This window comes from Neobacillus niacini (assembly GCF_030817695.1).
Lineage (GTDB): Bacteria > Bacillota > Bacilli > Bacillales > Cytobacillaceae > Neobacillus > Neobacillus niacini_F.
In genome coordinates this window covers 2,882,574-2,903,608 of the sequence record NZ_JAUSZQ010000002.1, presented here as the reverse complement: position 1 = coordinate 2,903,608, position 21,035 = coordinate 2,882,574, and the positions used below count along the sequence as shown (strand labels likewise).

20 protein-coding genes and 1 pseudogene are annotated in these 21,035 nt (G+C 39.0%); 16 read left to right on the top strand and 5 right to left on the bottom strand.

Annotated elements, in window-relative coordinates; genetic code table 11:
• Positions 1-70: 70 nt before the first annotated feature.
• The 3 genes from QFZ28_RS14935 to QFZ28_RS14925 all read left to right on the top strand — a co-directional run bounded on the left by QFZ28_RS14935 (position 71) and on the right by QFZ28_RS14925 (position 2,732).
• Positions 71-415: a UxaA family hydrolase gene (locus QFZ28_RS14935; protein WP_307195361.1), complete on the top strand. Its 345-nt coding sequence runs from the start codon at positions 71-73 to the stop codon at positions 413-415.
• Between the two features lie 3 nt (positions 416-418).
• Positions 419-1,576, top strand: a complete 1,158-nt coding sequence (locus QFZ28_RS14930; protein WP_307195360.1) for a UxaA family hydrolase — start codon at positions 419-421, stop codon at positions 1,574-1,576.
• A gap of 88 nt (positions 1,577-1,664) precedes the next feature.
• Positions 1,665-2,732, top strand: a complete 1,068-nt coding sequence (locus QFZ28_RS14925) for an Ldh family oxidoreductase (RefSeq protein WP_307195359.1) — start codon at positions 1,665-1,667, stop codon at positions 2,730-2,732.
• 195 nt (positions 2,733-2,927) lie between these two features.
• Here QFZ28_RS14925 and QFZ28_RS14920 read toward each other — a convergent pair whose 3' ends face one another.
• A complete protein-coding gene (locus QFZ28_RS14920) occupies positions 2,928-3,626 on the bottom strand; it encodes a FadR/GntR family transcriptional regulator (RefSeq protein ID WP_307195358.1) in 699 nt (232 codons plus the stop codon).
• Between the two features lie 381 nt (positions 3,627-4,007).
• Here QFZ28_RS14920 and QFZ28_RS14915 point away from each other — a divergent pair, with 381 nt between their 5' ends.
• From QFZ28_RS14915 to QFZ28_RS14905, 3 genes are read left to right on the top strand one after another with little or no spacing between them, the layout of a single operon-like run.
• Entirely contained in the window at positions 4,008-5,018 is a 1,011-nt protein-coding gene (locus tag QFZ28_RS14915) for a TRAP transporter substrate-binding protein (protein ID WP_307195357.1), read from the top strand.
• 19 nt (positions 5,019-5,037) lie between these two features.
• Positions 5,038-5,652: a TRAP transporter small permease gene (locus tag QFZ28_RS14910; RefSeq protein WP_307195356.1), complete on the top strand. Its 615-nt coding sequence runs from the start codon at positions 5,038-5,040 to the stop codon at positions 5,650-5,652.
• A gap of 19 nt (positions 5,653-5,671) precedes the next feature.
• Positions 5,672-6,958: a TRAP transporter large permease gene (locus QFZ28_RS14905; protein WP_307195355.1), complete on the top strand. Its 1,287-nt coding sequence runs from the start codon at positions 5,672-5,674 to the stop codon at positions 6,956-6,958.
• Between the two features lie 160 nt (positions 6,959-7,118).
• On the opposite strand, the pseudogene QFZ28_RS14900 reads toward QFZ28_RS14905, so the two are convergent.
• A pseudogene (locus QFZ28_RS14900) lies at positions 7,119-7,334 on the bottom strand (IS5/IS1182 family transposase); the annotation flags it as partial.
• A 271-nt stretch (positions 7,335-7,605) separates the two neighbouring features.
• Here QFZ28_RS14900 and QFZ28_RS14895 point away from each other — a divergent pair.
• A complete protein-coding gene (locus tag QFZ28_RS14895) occupies positions 7,606-8,040 on the top strand; it encodes a hypothetical protein (protein WP_307195354.1) in 435 nt (144 codons plus the stop codon).
• An 85-nt stretch (positions 8,041-8,125) separates the two neighbouring features.
• A complete protein-coding gene (locus QFZ28_RS14890) occupies positions 8,126-9,046 on the top strand; it encodes a patatin-like phospholipase family protein (RefSeq protein WP_307195353.1) in 921 nt (306 codons plus the stop codon).
• Positions 9,047-9,086: 40 nt separating this feature from the next.
• Here QFZ28_RS14890 and QFZ28_RS14885 read toward each other — a convergent pair whose 3' ends face one another.
• Positions 9,087-9,641, bottom strand: a complete 555-nt coding sequence (locus QFZ28_RS14885; protein ID WP_307195352.1) for a MerR family transcriptional regulator — start codon at positions 9,639-9,641, stop codon at positions 9,087-9,089.
• 671 nt (positions 9,642-10,312) lie between these two features.
• Between QFZ28_RS14885 and ftsZ the strand changes: the two genes are divergently transcribed.
• From ftsZ to QFZ28_RS29800, 4 genes are all read left to right on the top strand, one after another.
• On the top strand, positions 10,313-11,482 hold the full coding sequence (gene ftsZ, locus QFZ28_RS14880; protein ID WP_307195351.1) for a cell division protein FtsZ: 1,170 nt from the start codon (positions 10,313-10,315) through the stop codon (positions 11,480-11,482).
• A gap of 426 nt (positions 11,483-11,908) precedes the next feature.
• The gene (locus QFZ28_RS14875) at positions 11,909-12,502 is read left to right on the top strand and encodes a cupin domain-containing protein (RefSeq protein ID WP_373428076.1); all 594 of its coding nucleotides are present in this window, start codon (positions 11,909-11,911) and stop codon (positions 12,500-12,502) included.
• Between the two features lie 159 nt (positions 12,503-12,661).
• Complete coding sequence (locus tag QFZ28_RS14870) at positions 12,662-13,567, top strand: TIGR01777 family oxidoreductase (RefSeq protein WP_307195350.1); 906 nt, start codon at positions 12,662-12,664, stop codon at positions 13,565-13,567.
• Between the two features lie 130 nt (positions 13,568-13,697).
• Complete coding sequence (locus tag QFZ28_RS29800; protein WP_369689651.1) at positions 13,698-13,781, top strand: putative holin-like toxin; 84 nt, start codon at positions 13,698-13,700, stop codon at positions 13,779-13,781.
• A 213-nt stretch (positions 13,782-13,994) separates the two neighbouring features.
• On the opposite strand, the gene QFZ28_RS14865 is transcribed toward QFZ28_RS29800, so the two are convergent.
• Entirely contained in the window at positions 13,995-14,669 is a 675-nt protein-coding gene (locus tag QFZ28_RS14865; RefSeq protein ID WP_307195349.1) for a response regulator transcription factor, read from the bottom strand.
• A 161-nt stretch (positions 14,670-14,830) separates the two neighbouring features.
• Between QFZ28_RS14865 and QFZ28_RS14860 the strand changes: the two genes are divergently transcribed.
• Entirely contained in the window at positions 14,831-15,775 is a 945-nt protein-coding gene (locus tag QFZ28_RS14860; RefSeq protein WP_307195348.1) for an alpha/beta hydrolase, read from the top strand.
• A gap of 47 nt (positions 15,776-15,822) precedes the next feature.
• On the top strand, positions 15,823-17,475 hold the full coding sequence (locus tag QFZ28_RS14855) for a flavin-containing monooxygenase (RefSeq protein WP_307195347.1): 1,653 nt from the start codon (positions 15,823-15,825) through the stop codon (positions 17,473-17,475).
• A gap of 85 nt (positions 17,476-17,560) precedes the next feature.
• Here QFZ28_RS14855 and QFZ28_RS14850 read toward each other — a convergent pair whose 3' ends face one another.
• A complete protein-coding gene (locus tag QFZ28_RS14850) occupies positions 17,561-18,286 on the bottom strand; it encodes a hypothetical protein (RefSeq protein WP_307195346.1) in 726 nt (241 codons plus the stop codon).
• Between the two features lie 289 nt (positions 18,287-18,575).
• Here QFZ28_RS14850 and QFZ28_RS14845 point away from each other — a divergent pair, with 289 nt between their 5' ends.
• Entirely contained in the window at positions 18,576-19,655 is a 1,080-nt protein-coding gene (locus tag QFZ28_RS14845) for an NAD(P)H-dependent flavin oxidoreductase (protein ID WP_307195345.1), read from the top strand.
• Between the two features lie 255 nt (positions 19,656-19,910).
• Positions 19,911-21,026, top strand: coding sequence for a mechanosensitive ion channel family protein (locus tag QFZ28_RS14840; protein ID WP_307195344.1), 1,116 nt, complete (start codon positions 19,911-19,913; stop codon positions 21,024-21,026).
• Positions 21,027-21,035 lie beyond the last annotated feature (9 nt).

The following is a 21,035-nucleotide window of genomic DNA, read 5'->3' as shown; positions in this document are numbered from 1 at the left end:
TCCAGTTCTTAGGTGGTTTAATAAGGATATATAAATTGGTTGGGTCACTCAACCAAAAGGAGGCTTTCAAATGAGTATCAATAGTCAAACAAGTATTCTCACTGAAAATCAGCCAGAGACAGTCGGAAATGTAAGCACTCATAAGTTTTTAATCCATCATCGCGGAGATCATGTAGGTGTTGCTACTACTCCCATTCAAAAAGGAGAAAAAGTAATCGGGATTTATATGGATGATAATTCCGATGTAGTCGTACTGGCTAAAGGGGATATTCCTTTAGGCCACAAAATCTCCTTAGTCAATTTAGAAGCAGGAGAACCAGTTTTAAAGTATGGTGTTCAAATTGGTTTAACAACAGAAAAGTGGGAAATTGGCGATTACGTTCATACCCACAATATTAAAACGGCGAGGTGGTAGAAGATGGGTCAACAGCTTTTTGGATATCGCAGGGAAAATGGTAAGGTTGGCATTCGGAATCATGTGATTATTTTACCGGTAGATGATATTTCTAATGCAGCTTGTGAAGCTGTTGCAAGGCAAGTTCAAGGAACTTTAGCTCTTCCGCATGCATATGGCAGACTACAGTATGGACCAGACTTGGATTTACATTTCAGAACGATGATCGGAACGGGATCTAACCCAAACGTTGCTGCCGTTATTGTTATCGGGATTGAACAAAATTGGGCGAAGAAGATTGCTGATGGTATTGCAGAAACTGGTAAACCAGTATCCTATTTCTCTATCGAAGGAAATGGTGATTTTGAAACGATTCGTGCGGCATCCTGGAAGGCCAAGGAATATGTACAATGGGCCACTGAACTTCAAAGGCAACCAATTGAATTAAAAGATTTAACCATAAGCATTAAATGTGGTGAATCCGATACGACGACCGGCATGGGCTCTTGCCCAACTGTCTCTCAGGCAGTTGATCGTTTAGTTGATGCTGGTGCGACTGTGTTCTTTGGGGAAACCTCTGAGCTAACAGGCGGTGAACACTTAATCAGCGAGCGGATGGCGACACCAGAACTGCGTGAGAGATTCCTGGCCATCTATGAAGATTATGTGGGTGAAATTGCATCTAAAGGTGTAGATTTATTAGGATCCCAGCCAACTCAAGGGAATATTGCCGGCGGTTTATCCACGATTGAAGAAAAAGCCTTGGGGAACATAGCAAAAACAGGCTCGAAGGAAGTTGTTGGCGTCCTGGACCCTGCCGACAAACCTGAAAATGGACCTGGGCTTTATTTCATGGACACGTCTTCTGCGGCAGCGGAATGTATCACCTTAATGGCAGCAGGGGGAGCTGTTCTTCACCTATTCCCTACTGGCCAAGGTAATATTATTGGTAACCCAATCGAACCGGTAGTGAAGATTACGGCTAATCCAATCACTGCTGCCACAATGAGTGAACATATCGATGTGGACGTTCAAGGTTTGCTTTCACGTAATATCTCTCTGGAACAAGCAGGGGATCAATTAATGGAAATGATTTGCCGTACGGTCAATGGTCGTCTTACTTGTGCAGAGGCATTAGGTCATCGTGAATTTGTCATGACAAAGCTATATCGCAGTGCTTAATTCTCTTCTCCCTACACATAGTTATGCGTAGGGAGTTCCTTTTTGGGCTGTTTTTATTTATACGAAATTAACGTAGAGGAGTTTACGAATGGGAACCTACAGTGAATGTAATCTTAAGAGTTTTTGTGAAGACCTGCTAATAAGCGTGGGAATGAACCAAGAGAATGCCTTTGTAGTTGCTGATTCATTAGTTAAGGCAAACCTTGAGGGTGTGGACAGCCACGGTATCAGCCGTCTTACCATCTACGTCAAACGGTTCAATGACCATCGAATTAATGTGAATCCAGATATCAAATTAACGGAGCAGACACCCTCCGTTTTACTTGTTGATGGAGATAATGGCCTTGGCCATGTAGTTAGTTATCAGGCTATCGTAAAAGGAACAGAAATGGCTAAACAAAGCGGAATTACTGCCATTGCGATTAAAAATAGCAATCATTTTGGAACAGCCTCTTATTTTTGTCAGCTGGCCTGTGAGCAAAACCTCGCCTGTATCGGCTTCACCAATTCTCCGCCAGGAATCGCTCCGTGGGGAGGCAAAAATGCTTTTTTTGGAACAAATCCCATTGCCTTTGGTTTTCCAACTGGGAATGATCGGCCAGTAATCATTGACTTGTCTACCAGCATTGTCGCCAGGGGGAAAATTATTTTAGCACAAAAGCAGGGGAATTCCATTCCTAATGGTTGGGCTATTGACGAAGACGGTCTTCCTACCAATGATGCGGAAGCGGCATTAAGGGGCTCTGTCTTGCCATTAGGTGGAGCGAAGGGATCTGCTTTAGCTTTAGCCGTAGAAATCTTAACGGGGATACTGACCGGAGCCGCTTTTGGTCCATATGTGAAAAATATATATAAGGAAGCGGAAACCGAAAACGCTAATGTCGGGCATTTCTTTCTATTGTTAGATATCGAAAAGTTTATGCATCTTTCCACCTTTTTCGGATCGCTGGAACATCTGTTAACAGAAATGAAGGAGGTTCCGAAGGCGCCAGGAACGAATGAAATAAGATACCCAGGGGAAAGAAGAAAGAGAGACAGGGAGCATCGCCAGTTAACAGGAATTGAATTATCGTCCAATGTGGAAGAGGAACTCATTAGGCTGGGGGAAGAGTATAACGTCCCATTTCCAAAGCCTCTATCTTTGGAAACGATATAAAATAAAGGCTGTTTCGTAAACATTGTTGTTTTTTACAAAGTTTAAACCTTTATAAGGTCAAATAGGAGTGTAAAAATATTCTTTATCAGCGAATTGAGGAGTTTTATCAGCGAATCCAAAAATAGGAACAATTTTTTAGAAAAAAGCCAAAAATAAGAAGGCTGTTCCCACAATCCAGCAGAACAGCCTTCTTACTTATGGTTCAATTACAGCATTTTCGGTAATGGAACGTTCTACGCTTTCTAGGTGCTCCTTCATACATTGCTGCGCTAACTCTAGATCTTTTTGTTTGATTGCTTGTAAAATTTTCGTATGTTCTTGAACGGATTGTAAGGCTCGGCCGGGAATTTGAATGGATTGATTCCGTGACTCTGACAATAAATCGATTAAATAATTCATAATCGCGCTTAAGACCTCATTATTTGAGTTCTTTGCCATGGTGAAATGAAATCTATGGTCCAGCTCTCCTAGCCTCTTATAATCAATTTTTCCTTTGACGATTTCGTTTGCTTCATTTACAATTTGTTCTAACTCGGTAAATTGATCAATATTCATGTTTTCGGTTGCCCACTTTACTGTCCAATCTTCGAGGATTTTCCGGACAGAGAAAAAGTCCTTGATCTTTTCAGTTGAGCCAAAGAATGCTTCCGTCATCTTTTGAATCTGATGTTCGGGTGAGGCAACAAATACACCCGTTCCATGTTTCACTTGTAAAAATCCATATGCCTCGAGAATTTTATAAGCCTCCCTCACCGTATTTCTGCTTACGGAAAGCTCAATCCCCATCTCTCTTTCTCCTGGAATTCGTTCCCCTGCTTTGTATTCTCCAGATTGGATTTTTTTCTTAATACTGTCTGCGACTTGCTCAGAAATTCCTTTTCTATTAAATTCCATGTTATCACTGCCCCCTCCGTTAAATAGAAGCGCACTTATCTTTTAATAAATATAGTAAATTTATACTAGTTGCTCTCATCCCTATTTAAACATTGTGTACATATCATGTAAATGGGTTATATCACTAAAGGATTAATAAAAAAAATATTGGTTAGGTGACCCAACCAGTGTACTTTCATTAAAACATTTTTATTGTTACTAAGCAATAAATATTTTTTATTGGAAAAAATATGTTTGATTTTTTTGAAAATTGAAATATAATTAGTTTAGTGGTTGGGTCACTGAACCAGAATCCGAGAGGAGGAGTACATACTATTTACAGATAAACATGTATTTTTAAAAAAATGAAAGGGTTTACAAATTTGACAGGGAGGTTAGGAAATGAAAAGAACTTCTTTCTTCATTCTGATAGTGTTAACCTGTTTATTCATGATTACCGGCTGTTCCAGTACGTCTAGTACAACAACGAGTAAAGGAACAGAGGCAGAGTATGTTTTAAGGCTCGGACATTTACAGACAGAAACTCATCCTTATCATAAGGGAGCTTTAAAGTTTAAAGAGCTTGTGGAGAAAGAATCAAAAGGCAGAATGAGAATTGATATTTTCCCTAGCAGCCAGTTAGGAAACGGGCGGGACCAGATCGAGGGAGCCCAAATCGGCTCGATTCACTTTCACATAGGTTCTGTTGCTCCGGTAACTAATTTTGCCCCGAAGTTTAATGTACTGAATTTACCCTATTTATTTGAAAGCCGGGAGCATGCATTTAAGGTTCTCGATGGGGAAATCGGTGAGGAACTCGGAGGTGATTTGGACAATCGGGGTTTAATGAGTTTAGGGTTTATGGAAAACGGCTGGAGACATATGACCAATAATGTAAGGCCAATTAAAACGGCTCAAGATGCAGCAAAGATGAAAATAAGGGTCCAGGAATCACCACCTTATATTTCGTTTGTTAAGTCACTAAAATCCACTCCTGTTCCCGTACCGTTTGGGGAACTTTATACAGCGCTGGAGCAGCATGTAGTAGATGGCCAGGAAAACCCGCTTGCGCAGATTTACTTGAACAAATTTAATGAAGTTCAAAAGTATCTGACGTTATCCGCTCATAATTATGATGCAGCTGTTTTTATTATGAGTAAAACAACCTATGACACACTGCCAAAGGATCTGCAAAAGGTGATCTCAAAAGCTTCCAAAGAAGCGATTCAATATGAAAGAATGGTAGCTTTAGAGGATGAGAAAAAGCTGCTTGAGGAACTGCGAAATTCAGATATTCAAATAGAGGAAAACCCTGACTTAGACTCCTTTAGAGAAGCTGTTAAACCAGTATACAAAGAGTTTGAAGGCTCAATTGGAAAAGAACTGCTGAAAAAAATAGAAAGCTTAAAATAAGCATTTGGAGGTGCATTCAATGAAAGGGTTTATGACGGAACTGAGTAAAAAGGTTAATAAAGCCAGTCAATTTCTCTTAATCTTCTTTTTCGTTATTGCTTTCATGGCTACTGTATATCAAGTATTTTCCCGGTTCGTTTTACAGAGTTCCATCGTACAAAAAATGCTTCCAATGGTTGACTTTTCCGTATTTAATTTAAGCTGGGCAGAAGAGCTCATTCGCTATATGTTTGTCTGGATTGTTTTTTTAGGAATCGGTATTGTCTATAAGAGCAAGGAACATGCACAGGTTGAAATTTTACTTCATTATTTGCCTGAAAAGTTCAAAGGTAAGCTGCAAGTCCTCATTGAAGTCATCAACTCCGCTGTCTTTCTATTTTTGATCTTTTATGGCTGGAGCATCTTAAAATTTACCAGTCAACAAATATCCCCTTCCTTGGGACTGAATATGACCTTGATATATAGCTCCGTACTAGTTTGTTCGCTCATCTGTCTTCTTCATTCTTTTGTTACAATCCTTGATTTGGTACACGGAAAAGAGGAAAAGGCTGAGATTAGTCAGGTAGAAGCGGCAAAAGAGAAAAAGGCTGAGATTGGTCAGGTAGAAGCCCCAAAAGAGAATCTTCAATTATGATAAAGAAGGAGGAATACGAATGACAATTGCAGTTATTGTCCTGGTTGTACTGTTTTTACTGATGTTTCTTGGTGTTCCTATTGCAATTTCTTTAATATTAGCATCCATTTCCGGCTTTTTGTCTAGCATCTACTATGTTCCATTAGAAGTCGTTCCTCAAAGATTATTAACCTCTGTAGATTCATTTCCGCTTCTAGCCATTCCCTTTTTTATGCTGACGGGTGAATTTATGATGTCTGGCAGCATGGGACAAAAGATTGCGGGATTTGCTTTTGCATCGGTCGGCTGGCTGCGTGCCGGTTTAGCACAGGTGTCGACGTTAACATGTATGTTCTTCGCTGGGATTTCTGGATCAGGTGCAGCGGATACGGCGGCTGTCGGTAAGATGATGATCCCAATGATGGAGAAAAAAGGGTATGATATAGGATTTGCTGCTGCTACGGTAGCGAGTGCAGGAACCATTGCAGTCGTCATTCCGCCATCGATTCCCATGATTGTTTACGGAGTAACCGCAGGTGTTTCGATTGGGGATTTGTTTACGGCCGGGATTGTCCCTGGAATCTTAATTGGTTTATCGATTATGATGTTAAACTATTGGCTGACAAAGAAGAATAACTATTCTCAAGAGAACACGAAGTTTGAATTCTCCTCATTCAAAAAGACCTTTTTTGAAGGAATATTGGCTTTGATTCTTCCATTAATTATCATCTTTGGAATAAGGGGAGGTATTTTTACTCCGACGGAGGCTGGTGCGGTAGCTGCCGCCTATGCTTTTATTATTAATAAATTTGTCTATAAGGATATGGATTGGAAGGATATTCCTGAAGCTTTTATTAAAGCAGGAAAAATGACTGGGATGGTTGTATTTATAATCGCGGCTGCTAATCTATTTGGCTGGCTGTTAACAGCAGAACAAATCCCGCAGCACCTTGTTAACCTAGTAACGGGCTTTTCTGATAATCGTTATCTCATCTTGCTTATGTTCACGGTCATCTTCTTTATCGCAGGCTGCTTCTTGAACGCATCTGCTGCTATCACCATATTAACACCACTATTGTTGCCAATTGCTATAGCAGCAGGAATTGATCCGATTTTCTTTGGGCTTATTATGGTCGTTAATTTGTCCATTGGCCTAATCACACCGCCAGTAGGGTTAGATCTCTTTGTAGTAAAAGGCATCGCCGACATTTCCTATGATAAACTGGTCCGATCGATTGTACCATTCATTGTCGTCATGGTCGTTGACCTATTAATCATCACTTACTTCCCGGCACTATCGATGTTTTTGGTGGCCATGGGTAAATAAAATTGGGGGTCAGTCCCCCGCTGCTTTAACGGAGGGCACTGAAAATCTGTCGATTTTTGATTTTCTATACAGTCCGCACAAATAAAAAACCGACCAGACTTCCAAAATTCCGGGAGAAAAGGTTGGTTTTTTCTTAATTTAGCATCAAAACTCCTAATATCTACCCCAGGAGTTTTAGTATTCTCTTAAGATTTACTGTGAATGGCCATAGCGCCATGTAATTCCATGCCAAATAGACCCGAGGATAATGAAACATATACCCGTGCCGGCGTTTTAATTTGCTATTTTTAGCCTCTATTTTATATCGTTTCTTTGACTTTTCTTTGAAATACTCACTTTCTTGAAACATTGCCTCTCCCTTATGTGAATCTGATTTCTATAGATCTTTTATTATTTACACTCGCTTTTTCCCACACCGGTCTAGATGAATGTTCATCCTAGGTGCAGGACGCTTTTTTTATGCATAGGGATTTTTCCTCAATTCGTCAGTGATTAAATAGGTATCTAGATTTGTTTTATTCTGAGTTTATTAAATTTTGGTATTATAGCTTTATAGTTTTAATTCCTATTTGTAAAATAGAATCATTATAGGGAACGTTCAGATAATAAAAAACATATATTGTCAGTTAAAGGGAAGTGTTAGAATAATGCTTTATATCAGGAATATTGAGAAAATCATTGAAGAAACTTTAGACCAGCACAAATTAGATATTAACTATGAAATTAACAATAAACTTACTGTACCTATGAGTTATAACGTTTCGACAAACACGATAAAATTTAATTATCTACAAGTTAACGGTTATATAAATAAAATTAGCATTAAAGAGTCAGATGAAAACTTTGTTAAAATTATACTTTATCATGTGATTGGATATTATTTGGATTTTAAGAAAAACAAACATGATTTGAGGATTTTAAAGTATGGTGAAGACCATGAAATAGAAAAGCTTACAATTCAAATAGAAACGAATGCTTGGGTATATGGGAGAACATTGGTCCCTGATCAATTATTACAGTCTTATGATCGAGTACGTGAATTAGATAAAGACCTAGTACATGGTCAACTAACCAATATATAATGATCATTTTACTCCGTAATGAAAACTTTGCATGAAAAAACCTAGTATATCAAAATTTATGTCATAGAACGTGAGGTGTAAATCGTTGAAGGCAGATGCTGTTTTTGAAGGCGGCGGGGCAAGGGGAATTGCTTTTGTCGGAGCCATTCAAGCCATGGAAGAGGAAAAGGTAGAATGGCAAAGAATAGCTGGAACCTCAGCAGGAGCTGTAATCGCTGCTCTTTTGGCAAGCGGCTATAAAAGCTATGAAATTAGAAAGCTTCTGAGTGAACTTGATTTTTCTAAGCTTCGAGGCAGGACGTTTATGAACCGAATTCCCATTTTCGGCAGTTTACTTGAACTAATGTTTAATCTAGGTATATATAAAAATGATTATTTGGAAGCCTGGACCGATTCACTTCTTTTAAATAAAGGGATTAAAACATTTGCAGATCTTCCAGATGGCAAGTTAAAGATCATCGCTTCTGATGTATCGAATGGGCAAATGCTTATTTTGCCGGATGATTTAGAGCGCTATGGAATGACCCCCGCAGATTTGAAGGTTTCAACCGCGGTAATGATGAGTGCATCGATTCCATTTTTCTTCCGCCCGGTTATTTGGAAATCGAAAGATCGTAACAAATCATATATATTAGATGGCGGTTTGCTGAGTAACTTCCCAATTTGGATTTTTGATACACCAAATCCTAGTTTTCCAACGTTCGGCTTCCGTTTTGTAAAAGATAAAGTTAGTATAGACCCGGTAATACCAACGCCGCTGCATCTTTTTAAGAATATATTTAAAACAATGCTTCAGGCACATGATTTACGACATATGAAACAAGATACGCTCGAGCGCACGATAAAGATTCCGACTGGCGAAATTAACACAACTGATTTTCTATTGAATGAGGATGAAATCGAATTTCTCTATATATCAGGCTATACTTCTACAAAAAAGTTTTTATCAACATGGGATTTTGAACAACATAAGGCCAACAGATTACAACGAATAAATAACAGCTGAAATCTAGAAAACGCCATTCCATTACGAATGCCGTTTTTTTTCATTTCCACCAATGCCACCACTTTTTTTGCTTTGCAGCTGCGATCTGCTTTCTCGTTTCTTCCAACATCACGTGATTTCGTTCCTCCCATAGTTGTTCCGTACGTTCCACATACTTTAAGATTTGGTTCATCTTATCTTCTAGATACGCTTCCCGTACCGCTTTCTCCTTTAGTAGATTGATCAAATCCATATTGATGCGCTCTAAATTTTCTATCCGTTCCATTAGTTCATTAAAATCACCATTTAGCGACATTCCCATATCAGGAGATGCTTGTAACGGCTCTTTTGCGGTAATCGCGAATGATTTATTTTCTTCAGAAACCCATTTCATGATGGCTTTGGCAGAAAGTTCCAACGTCATTCCATCTTCATTGCTAAAATCTATGAATTTCCTTAGCGTGTTAATATCCTTTTCACAATAGCCCCTATGTCCTCTGCTATTGCGGTGAATAGGATACCCGTGTTCTTCTAAAAGAGTGGCAAACTTTCGTAATGTCTTGCTATCAATACCAAGCGCTTCTTGGACATGGCTAGGGGGAAATAGTTCCGTCATAACATTGCCTCCTCGGGTTACTATCAATATTTAATTAAGAAAATATGTAGATAAGGTCATTATAGCAAGTGTTTTTTAGGAATTGTCGAAGCAGTAGATAGTAAACAATTTGTAAAGAGACTATGAATTCTTTGACACATCTTATTTTTAAAATATTCTTTTTAACTATTTTAAAAAAAGATCGAAACCAATTGTAATCAGCCAGCCGACAGCAAGAGTAACGGTGAGATATGTACCCAGGTATAGTAATATTTCCGCCATGTTTCCTCCTTATTTTGCTCCTTTTAAGATATATAGCCATCATAACAAGGGATTTTTTCAAAAATTGTCGAACCAGAGGTTATGAGCTAATTTGTAACTAGAATGTAATCCTTCCTTAACAATAGAAATGCCATGAAAACAAACAGGACCATACTCCCCCAATAAGGAAAAATATGACTGCTTTTCACATTAAAGAAGGGTGTGCTTTTTCCCATGTTGCTTTGCTTAATAATAGGTAACACTTAACTAGACAATAAAATTAATGTTCCGTAGACTAAAAACTATATTATTTTTCTAGTATTTTACTTTCGGGTAAGAAGTGACTCTACTAAATCGAAAAAACAGATTTACTACCGAATTATAGTGATGAATGTAAAAAATAGGCTTTTGGGTAACGGGGAGGAATATCCATGTTAGAATTTGATACAAGTATGGACCAATTGGCGACGATTAAAGTGATTGGTGTAGGCGGCGGGGGAAACAATGCCGTAAACCGAATGATTGAGGATGGAGTTGGCGGTGTAGAATTTATTGCCGTTAATACGGATTCACAAGCGATCAAGCAATCATGTGCAGCAATCAAAATGCAAATTGGTTCTAATTTAACAAGAGGTTTAGGTGCCGGGGCTAATCCGGAAATAGGAAGAAAAGCTGTGGAAGAAAGTAAACATCAAATTGAAGAAGTGTTAAAAGGTGCCGACATGGTTTTTGTAACCGCTGGAATGGGCGGTGGAACAGGAACAGGCGCAGCACCCGAGATTGCGAAAATTGCCCGAAAGCTTGGTGCATTGACGATTGGAGTGGTAACGCGTCCTTTCAAATTCGAAGGCCACAAACGTGCCGTAAATGCTGAAAATGGAATTAGCGCAATGAGGGAAGCAGTGGATACGTTAATCATTATTCCGAATGATCGCTTATTGGAGATTGTCGATAAAAAAACACCAATGATTGAAGCTTTCCGGGAAGCGGATAATGTTCTCCGCCAGGGTGTACAAGGGATTTCTGATTTAATTGCTGTCCCTGGTCTAATTAATCTTGATTTTGCTGATGTGAAAACAGTCATGTCCCATAAAGGAACGGCACTGATGGGAATTGGTATTGCGGAAGGGAGAAATCGTGCAACGGAAGCGGCGGAAAAGGCATTAAATAGTCCGTTATTGGAGACCTCCATCAATGGAGCACATGGTGTCATCATGAATATTACTGGTGGACACAATTTAAGTCTTTTTGAAGTGCAGGAAGCAGCCGAAATCGTTGCCTCTGCTTCGAATGAGGAATTAAATATGATTTTTGGTTCGGTAATAAATGAGAACTTAACAGATGAAATAATTGTAACGGTCATTGCTACTGGTTTCACTGAGAAAGAGGAAACTGAAGTACATAAGCCTTCTTCTGAGCCCGCCATAGAGGAAACGCCGCCTTCCTACCGAAGGGAACCTCGTATCCAATATCAAGAACCAGAGCCCATTATCCATTTCGATGAAGTGTTAGAATATGATCAACACCGAGAAGAGTCAGAGGATTCTCAGGATATTCCAGCGTTCTTACGTAATCGAAGAAAACGTTTTCGAACGCTTTAGTCATTACTTCTTATATAAGGGTTCGGTTTGTAGTGTGTTTCTTAACCGAAATGACCGTCGTATTGGCAACGTTGAATAACCGGAGATTTTCCGGTTAAATGCAGAATGGAGCTCGTTTTGGGGAATATAAGCGGAGTTTTTCCGACTATGCAAAGCAAAATCGCTCATTTTTGAATTTTTCAGGCCAATAGGCGGAATCCCTCCGTCTATTTAGGCCTTTTTTAACCATAATTTCAAATTTAGCGGAATTTCTCCGCCTATTTTTCATCTCGGATACTTAATCTAACCTGACGCCACAACCGATGAGTGGGAATCAGCAGCTTTTTATAAAAATCAATAAAAGGGGTATTCAAAACGGCACTACATTTTCCCGCAGCACCTTATTAGAAAAGGTGAATAAGATAATTGGAAAAATCTTTGAAGGGAATGAGCAAAATGTACTATGTTCCTAATATGTACCCATATCCTTATCAAAATCCTTATTATTCGAACATACCTTTATTTAACTATGGAAGACAGACGATGAATTGGGATTATACTGACCAGTTAGACTATGAAATTTCACATCGACATTGGCACCCTATCATTGAAGTAAGGAACGTTGAAATAAAGGATTATGGTAAAGAACCATTTGTTGTGAATATTAATGAAGCTTCTAAACAAAACCCTACATTTCGTACCTCCCTATGGACTGGAAATCATCTTCAAGTGACATTAATGAGCATCGACGTTGGGGAAGATATTGGGCTGGAAATGCACCCAGACGTTGATCAATTCCTACGTATCGAAGATGGCCATGGAATCGTTCAAATGGGGGATTCAAAAGATGAATTGACTTTTCAGGAGAGAGTTTCCGATGATTTTGCCATCGTGGTACCTGCTGGTAAATGGCACAATGTAACCAATACGGGGAATAAACCTCTTAAACTCTATTCCATCTATGCTCCTCCTCAGCACCCTTTAGGAACGGTTCACAAAACGAAAGCAGAAGCAATGGCGACTGAAGAAAACCATGGATAAGCATTTTCCAAGATAAGCCCTGATATACATTTGTCTATTGGGGCTTTTTTTGATTCTCTTAATTCATATAAAGTTTACATACCATTATTTTTGGATGAAATGGTATAATCTGGTTAAAAGAAATATGTCCGTGACGATGGATCAAATGGGGGTAGGAAAATGAGGATTGTGATTGCAGGAGGATCTGGATTTATCGGTAAAAAATTAACAGACATGCTTCTTTCGGAAGGGCATAATGTGGTAATTCTAACAAGAGGTGATCGTGAATTCTCCGAGAAGGTCCAGTATGTAAGGTGGCTAGAGAAAGGAACATCACCGGAAAAGGAAATAAGAAATGCAGATGCCTTTATAAACTTAGCGGGTGTCTCGATCAACGACGGCAGATGGAGTGAGAACCATCAGAAACAGATTTACGAAAGTCGGATGACCGCAACAGACGAGTTACTGAGGATCATTTCTTCGCTACCTGTTAAACCTTCCGTCCTGGTCAATGCTAGCGCGATTGGCATTTATCCTGCCTCAGTAAAAACGGTCTACACGGAAGACTCAACGGAAAGAGCAAATGATTTCTTAGGGAAAACGGTGCGTGGTTGGGAAAACAAAGCATTACAAGTAGAGGAACATTCGGTTCGCCCGGTCTTCATGAGATTTGGAGTTGTACTCGGTAAAGAGGGTGGTGCACTGCCGCTTATGGCACTGCCATATCGTTTATTTGTGGGCGGGAAAGTAGGGTCTGGTGATCAATGGGTATCCTGGGTGCATGTCATGGATGTTGTCCGGGCCGTCGTATTTGCCCTTAAAAATGTAACCTTACGGGGACCAGTAAATGTTACTTCTCCATCACCACTTCAAATGGACGAATTTGGAAAGACCATTGGCTTGATTTTACATCGTCCTCATTGGATACCTGTACCTTCTTTCGCAATGAAATTGGTCCTGGGGCAAAAAAGTGCTCTCGTTTTGGAAGGGCAGCATGTGCTGCCTCAAGTGTTGCAAGAAGCAGAATTTGAATTCATGTATCCAACACTTCGTTCCGCTTTAGAGGATTTGCTGACTCACAACTAATTGATAATTTTACTAATAAATACGAATGTATGTTCTTATATCGTCAGGTATATGGTATACTAAAATGGCAATAGATAGGTTTGTCTCAGGGATAGTCGGCATGCTCCCAATGGAAAGGGGGTGACGCTGTTTGACGGTTTTTGAAACGTTGATGATTATGTTTGGTTTTGCTAGTTTAGTCATTGCCATTCTGACGTTTAACCAAAAAAAATAACCCACCCTTGAGTTAGCAGGCTCGGGTGGATTATTTATACTTGTATCTAGCCGATCCTTCGAGACCGTCTATTGCAGGACCGACATGTTGGCATCATGTTCGGTCTTTTTATTTTATGTTCATGCATCTATATTATAACGAAAAATAGGAAAAAAGAAACATAAACGAGGGAGAATCTACTAGTAAAAACAATTGGTAAGCGTTTACATTTTTTTAAGAAATAATACCTCTTCTTAAAAGTTCACCTACTGCATGGGATCGATTATGTGCACCAAGCTTTTTAATCGCAGATTTTACATATTGTTTTACAGTTAATTCACTTATGTCCATCGCCGCAGCCATTTCCTTCATGCTTTCTCCCCAAGAAATCTTTCTCATTACCTCTAATTCCCTTTTGCTTAAGTTTGGTGTTTCGTCTAAAGTGTTGGTCTTCTCCATGTACTTTCCAACTATTCTTCCGTAATCCGTAAAAGAGGAAAGCGTCACTTCATCGATTACCGCGGTATCGGAAAATTCTGTCGTACAGATATAGCCGATTACCACTTTATCAAAGCAAATCGGGATTACAGCCATTGAATTTACGTTAGAAGTAAGGATATATTTGCTGCTCGTTTGTTTTAAAAATTCAATGCCAGAACAATACTTGGCTCTTCTTTCCAAGATTGCAGAGTAGATAATGGGCAACGTACGAATGTTGTCGCGGATATCGTTTATGTAGACAATGCCAGTGGAGTTTAACATGATAATACCTTCACCTAAATAACCTAAAGGTGAAAAGCGGAATAAATATGAATTCCGTACAGGGTAGATTGACATGTATAATTCTAGAATTTTATACAGTTTCTCCTCATGACTAGCCGTTTCCTCCAGCTGTACAATTTTTTCCATCAAGGTATGCTGTGAAGCCAAATTATCATCTCCTTTTGGGGGAATTAGTATATATAAAATTAGGAATATTCAAATTATACAAAATATTTTACAATTTAGATAGTACTTACCATGCATATACAAAAAAGATGAAAAACTTTTAATACGAAGGGAAGATGACAATGGCAAATTTAAAACCACAATCACAACTCTACTTAGAAGCATTTAAACAAATGCCGCCAATCGCATCATTAGATCCACAAACAGTAAGAGATATGTTTGCTATGGCACCCCCAGTAGAGGTAGAACTTGCACCACTGTCAAAGATTGAAGATCGTCTAGTACCTGTTCAAGATGGAGAAATTAATGTGAGAATTTATACACCAGAAGGGCAAGGTCCTTTCCCGGTTTTTGTATATTACCATGGCGGCGGCTGGGTATTAGGCGATATTCCTATAGCTGATGCCAGCTGCAGAATGTTGGCAAATAAAACCCAAAGAATTGTCGTCTCTGTCGATTATCGGCTGGCTCCTGAATATAAGTTTCCTGTACCGGTTGAAGATTCTTATGCTGCTTTACAGTGGGTAAGTCAAAATGCTGCGTCTTTAAATGCAAACGCTTCCAATATAGTCGTAGGCGGCGATAGTGCAGGCGGCAATCTTGCTGCTGCTATGACCTTAAAGTCACGGGAAGAAAAGGGACCTGCCATTGCTGGTCAAGTACTTATCTATCCAGTAACGGCCTTAAGTTATGATTCCCCTTCCTATGAGGAGTTTAAAGAAGGATTTGGTTTAGACAGGGACCTTATGATTTGGTTTGGCAATTATTATATCCGTAATGACGAGGACGCTAAGAATGTACTTGTGGCACCTATTTTGGCTGAGGATTTACGTAATCTCCCGCCGGCCTATGTCCTAACAGCAGAGTATGATGTATTAAGAGATGAAGGGGAGGCCTATGCAGAGCGGCTTCGGGAAGCTGGAGTGTATGTAGAAACTTCACGTGAGGAAGGCTTAGTCCACGGTTTCTTTACGAATATGGCGGTCTTCCCGGAAGATATTAAAGGGTCCATCGATAAATTTGCTTCTTTTTTAGCAAAGGTAGATCAAGAGGTAAGTAGAGTCTAATTAAGATAGAAGCTGTATCTGAACCTTATTTTAGGGAGGAAATGCTAATGACATCTAAACAAAATGCGAATCAAATGGCTAGTTTTGACGCGGTTGTAATTGGTGCAGGCTTTTCAGGTATGTATATGCTGTATCGCTTACGTGAAGCAGGTTTATCGACTCGAGTATATGAGGCCGCCGATGGTGTTGGCGGTACTTGGTACTGGAATCGCTATCCTGGGGCACGCTGTGACTCAGAAAGTATCTACTATAACTATACCTTTTCAGAAGAGCTTTATCGCGAATGGACATGGTCCTCTCGCTATCCGGAGCAGCCTGAGATATTAAGATATCTTAACTTTGTTGCTGATAAATTCAATTTGAGACCTGATATACAATTTGAAACCCGGGTACAGGCGGCACATTATAATGAAGAGGATAAGAGATGGCAGATTTCTCTAAATGATGGTACTTGTGTTTCAGCAAAGTACTTTATCACGGGTGTCGGTTGTCTTTCAGCATCAAACCTTCCTAAATTTAATGGCTTAGAAAACTATAAGGGAGATTGGTACCACACTGGGCATTGGCCGCACACAAAGGTTGACTTTACAGGAAAACGGGTTGGTATTGTCGGGACCGGTTCGAGCGGTGTTCAAGCGATTCCAGTTATTGCAGCAGAAGCAGCTCATTTAACTGTCTTCCAGCGTACGCCACAATATAGTGCACCTGCTAGAAATCACCCTTATGACGAAGAGTATATCCGAAAGGCAAAAGAGAATTTTCACGAAATTAAGCAGCAAATACGAGAATCCGCAGGCGGCCTACCTGCAGAAGTGCCTACCAAATCAGCGCTCGAGGTAACCCCCGAAGAACGCTTGGCGAAGTTTGAAGAGGCATGGGAGGTTGGAGGTCAAGGTATTTTCACTTCCTACTATGACATTACGATTAATCCAGAGGCAAACGAATTGGCGGCTGAATTTATCCGATCTAAAATTCGCTCCATCGTTACCAAACCTGATGTCGCTGAAAAACTCTTGCCTTTCTATTATTACGGAACGAAGCGTCCAATTATCGACACGGATTACTATGAAACATTTAACCGAGATAATGTTTCGTTAGTCGATGTGAAGAAAAATCCAATTGAAGAAATTACGGAGATGGGAATTCGTACGACTGAAGGAGAATATGAGCTTGACGCCATTGTGTTTGCTACCGGCTTTGATGGTATGACAGGTCCATTGTTAAAAATGGATATCCGCGGTAAAGAGGGTGTGTCATTGAAGGAAAAATGGAACGGGGGAGAAAATACACGAACATACCTTGGTGTTGCCAATGCCGGTTTCCCTAATTTCTTCATGATTACCGGCCCAGAAAGTCCTTCCGTTCTAAGTAATATGCCGGCTTCCATTGAGCAGCATGTAGAATGGGTCTCTGATTGTATCGAATATATGGAGGCGAATAATTTAGAAACGGTTGAAGCAAATGTTGATGCGGAAGAAACATGGAGCAAGCATTGCGCCGAAGTTGCTGATGCCACATTGTTCACAAAAGCAGACTCCTGGTATACCGGAGCCAATATTCCTGGTAAGACTCGCAGATTCTTAATCTATTTAGGCGGCGTCGGGGCATACCGTCAAAAATGTACAGAAATTGCTGAGAATGGGTATGAAGGATTTACATTTGAAAAGTCAACGGCGCCTATTCAGGGGAGTTTAAAATAAATCCCTGAAAAAAATTATCCCTAGACATCCGTCTAGGGATTTTTGTAATGAGCCTGATATAAACTGTAAATCTGGTCTCTTACACCTATTCTGAAATTCCACCCTCATAAATAAACTCGAAATAACGATTAACGCTGTTGCCTGATTCATTAGTGGCGGTAATTCGATATCCACGATAGTTTGGAGAGGTTTCATCAAAATGAATACTCTTTTCAAATGAACTTGGTAACTGTTCCGTGGTCTCTTCGTCTGCAAAAATTAGACTATCGGCATCTGAGCATCCTTTGAATATGACGTCATGTTCTCCTGCTGGAAGGTGAGTTACTAGCTGGGCAGGAGATTCAATGTTTAGTTTAGGGAGTGATGTATCCGGAGCCACCTTAAACGTAAGACCTTTTAGGATAAAATGATAGGAAAGTAGTGAAGGGTCTTCGGGTGATTCTGCTGGATTTGAGGTAATCACTAACATATAATCTCCTGCTGGCAATTCATCGCCATTTCCATACATGGCTGACCAGTTTTTATCAGTAATGATATAATCGGATCCAAGCATATCTGATCCCCAACTAATGTCTATCGTTCCTCTCTTTGCAGTTGAAAATAGGTAATAATGTGTTTCCAGATCACGATAAATTTTGCCTTTATATTCAACCGTTATTTTAATTTTATCCTTTTGTTTTTTCTCGGTTTTCACCTGTGCTGCAGATACACTCTCGTTATCCGGCATTGGAGAGGACATTCTAGGTGTGAAAAACAGCAGGAATACCAAAAAGCTGATCAGTATATAATTAAATTTTCTTGATTGAAGCATAACAATCATCCCTTCTTTTTAACAATTAATATTATTGGGTTAAGACCTGTGCTTGATTGTTTGCTGAAACTCTTACCTTTATAAAGTAGACGATATTGGATGATTATGGTTACACTGGTTTCTGGAAAGATAAGGTTAATTTTTCAATTTCAAGTGCCTATTTTTGTGAATTGGTACATAAAGAACGTTAACCGCGTCTTGTCCTTATCCTTAGAAACTAATAATATGGTTATATACATATATATCGTAATGTCAAATCTATAAAAATTAAACAACGAGGTGTAGTCCTATGTTTAAAACTAACATAACCCAGCTTTTAAAAATTGAGTATCCGATCATTCAAGCTCCCATGGCGGGGGGCATAACGACTTCGAAATTAGTAGCGGAGGTTTCTAATGCTGGAGGTTTTGGGATGATTGGAGCTGGCTATATGACTCCAAATCAAATCCGAGAACAAATCAAGGAAATAAAGCAGTTAACATCAAAACCATTTGGTATAAATTTATTTGTTCCCAACGAATTTACCTATACAGAAAGTGAAGTAAAATCAGCCCTTCAGAAATTACAGCCCTTTCGTAATCAATTACATATAAACGAAGAAAATAACATAGACATCCCAACATGCGATCAAGTAATTGAAACCTTTAATGAACAAATCAAGGTTGTCATAAAAGAAAAAGTTCCAGTTTGTTCCTTTACATTTGGTATTCCTTCTAAGGAAATCATTTCAAAATTAAAGATGAATGGTATTATTCTAATTGGAACGGCTACCACTGTGGTGGAAGCCATTGAAAATCAAAAGTCTGGTATGGATATGGTTGTGGTTCAAGGAAGTGAAGCGGGTGGTCACCGCGGTAACTTTATCACTCAATCTCAAGATAGTTTAATAGGGTTAATGTCATTGATTCCACAAGTTGTCGATCATGTCAGTATTCCAGTTATTGCTGCTGGAGGAATAATGGACGGGAGAGGTTTAATGGCTTCTCTAAGCTTGGGTGCAACAGGAGTACAAATGGGCACAGCTTTCTTAACGTGTATCGAAAGCGGTGCACATCAGGTATACAAAGAAGCGATTATGAACGCGAAAGAAGACCAGGTTGTCTTAACTCGAGCTTTTTCTGGCAAATATGCAAGAGGAATTAAAAATAAGTTTATTTCAGAATTAGAAAAACACGAAGATTTATTACCCGACTTCCCAGTACAAAATGCACTTACTCAAACTATAAGAAAAGCTTCTTCATCTCAAGAAAACCCAGACTATTTATCACTCTGGTCTGGTCAAAGTCCTAGATTAGCAAAAAATCAAAGTGTTAAAATGCTATTTAATACGATTTTAACTGAAGCTAAAGAAATCCATAAAAGGATATAGAATTCATTTTTTATTTGCATAAGATATACTCTTTTTATATCAGATGAGAAAATTAATAAAGTGAAATTCCACCAGATAAAACTTTGTAGGACCTGGCTGCAATAAATGTAGCCTTTTTTTGATCAATAAACCTCAAAAATTATAAATCTAAGACTTTGGTTGTATTCAAATATCTTGTTTAAGAAGTTATTATAGTGAGATGTGATGGTTTTAACCATTGTAATTGCTAAGAATTATGAAAGAAGGGTTTTGTGAATGGCTTTTGATTCATTTGTCATGGCTTTTTTAGGTATGCAACTAGACTATGAAGTGTTAAAAGATTTAGGGATATCTATCGGGATATTGATCTTATTTATTCTATTTAGAAATCTATTTACCAAGTATGTATTCCAGTTAATTTTAAAATTAGCAGGTAAAACACCTACAGATTTTTTCACTAAAATCTTTTTAGCTTTTGAACGTCCATTAGGATGGGGCTTTATTATTATAGGTTTGTATGTTGCAATGGATTATTTTCCTTTTATTGAACAACATAATGCGTTATTTTTAAAATTCTTGCGTTCGATGGTGATTGTTTTAATTACATGGGGATTATTTAATCTATCCTCACCTACAACGGGAATCTTAATTAGCGTGAATGAAAAGATTAATAATAAGATAGATTTAATTCTTCTTCCGTTTATTTCAAGAACCATCCGCGTCATCCTTATTGCCATCAGTATCAGTGTTATTGGTCAGGAATTTGATTATGATGTTAATGGATTGGTCGCAGGACTGGGTTTAGGAGGTCTCGCTTTTGCATTAGCAGCTAAAGAAGCTGTAGGTAATCTAATTGGCGGTATCGTCATTGTAACAGAAAAACCTTTTTCTATAGGTGAATGGATATTGACACCTAGCGTTGAAGGAACGGTAGAAGACATTAATTTCAGAAGTACGAAAATCCGAACTTTTAGTCAAGCGCTTGTAACTGTTCCTAATTCAACACTTGCGAACGAACCGATTACCAACTGGAGCCGGATGGGGAAAAGACGAATCACTTTCCATTTAGGACTAAACTATAATACTTCCAAAGATAAAATCGAAAGAGTCGTCCATCAAATTGAACAAATGCTCCGGACACATGACGAAGTTCATCCGGATACCATTATGGTTGCATTCGATCAATATAATGACAGTAGTCTCGATATACTGTTATATTTCTTTACCAATACAACCGTTTGGGCAGAGCACGTTAAAATTAAACATGAAATCAACATCGCGATTATGGGGATCTTAGAGGAAGAGGGAGTAGAAGTCGCCTTTCCAAGCAGAACCATTTATGTATCGCCGCAATCCAGTGAACTATTTCAAACAATGGGTTCTTTTGACTGAACACGTTCA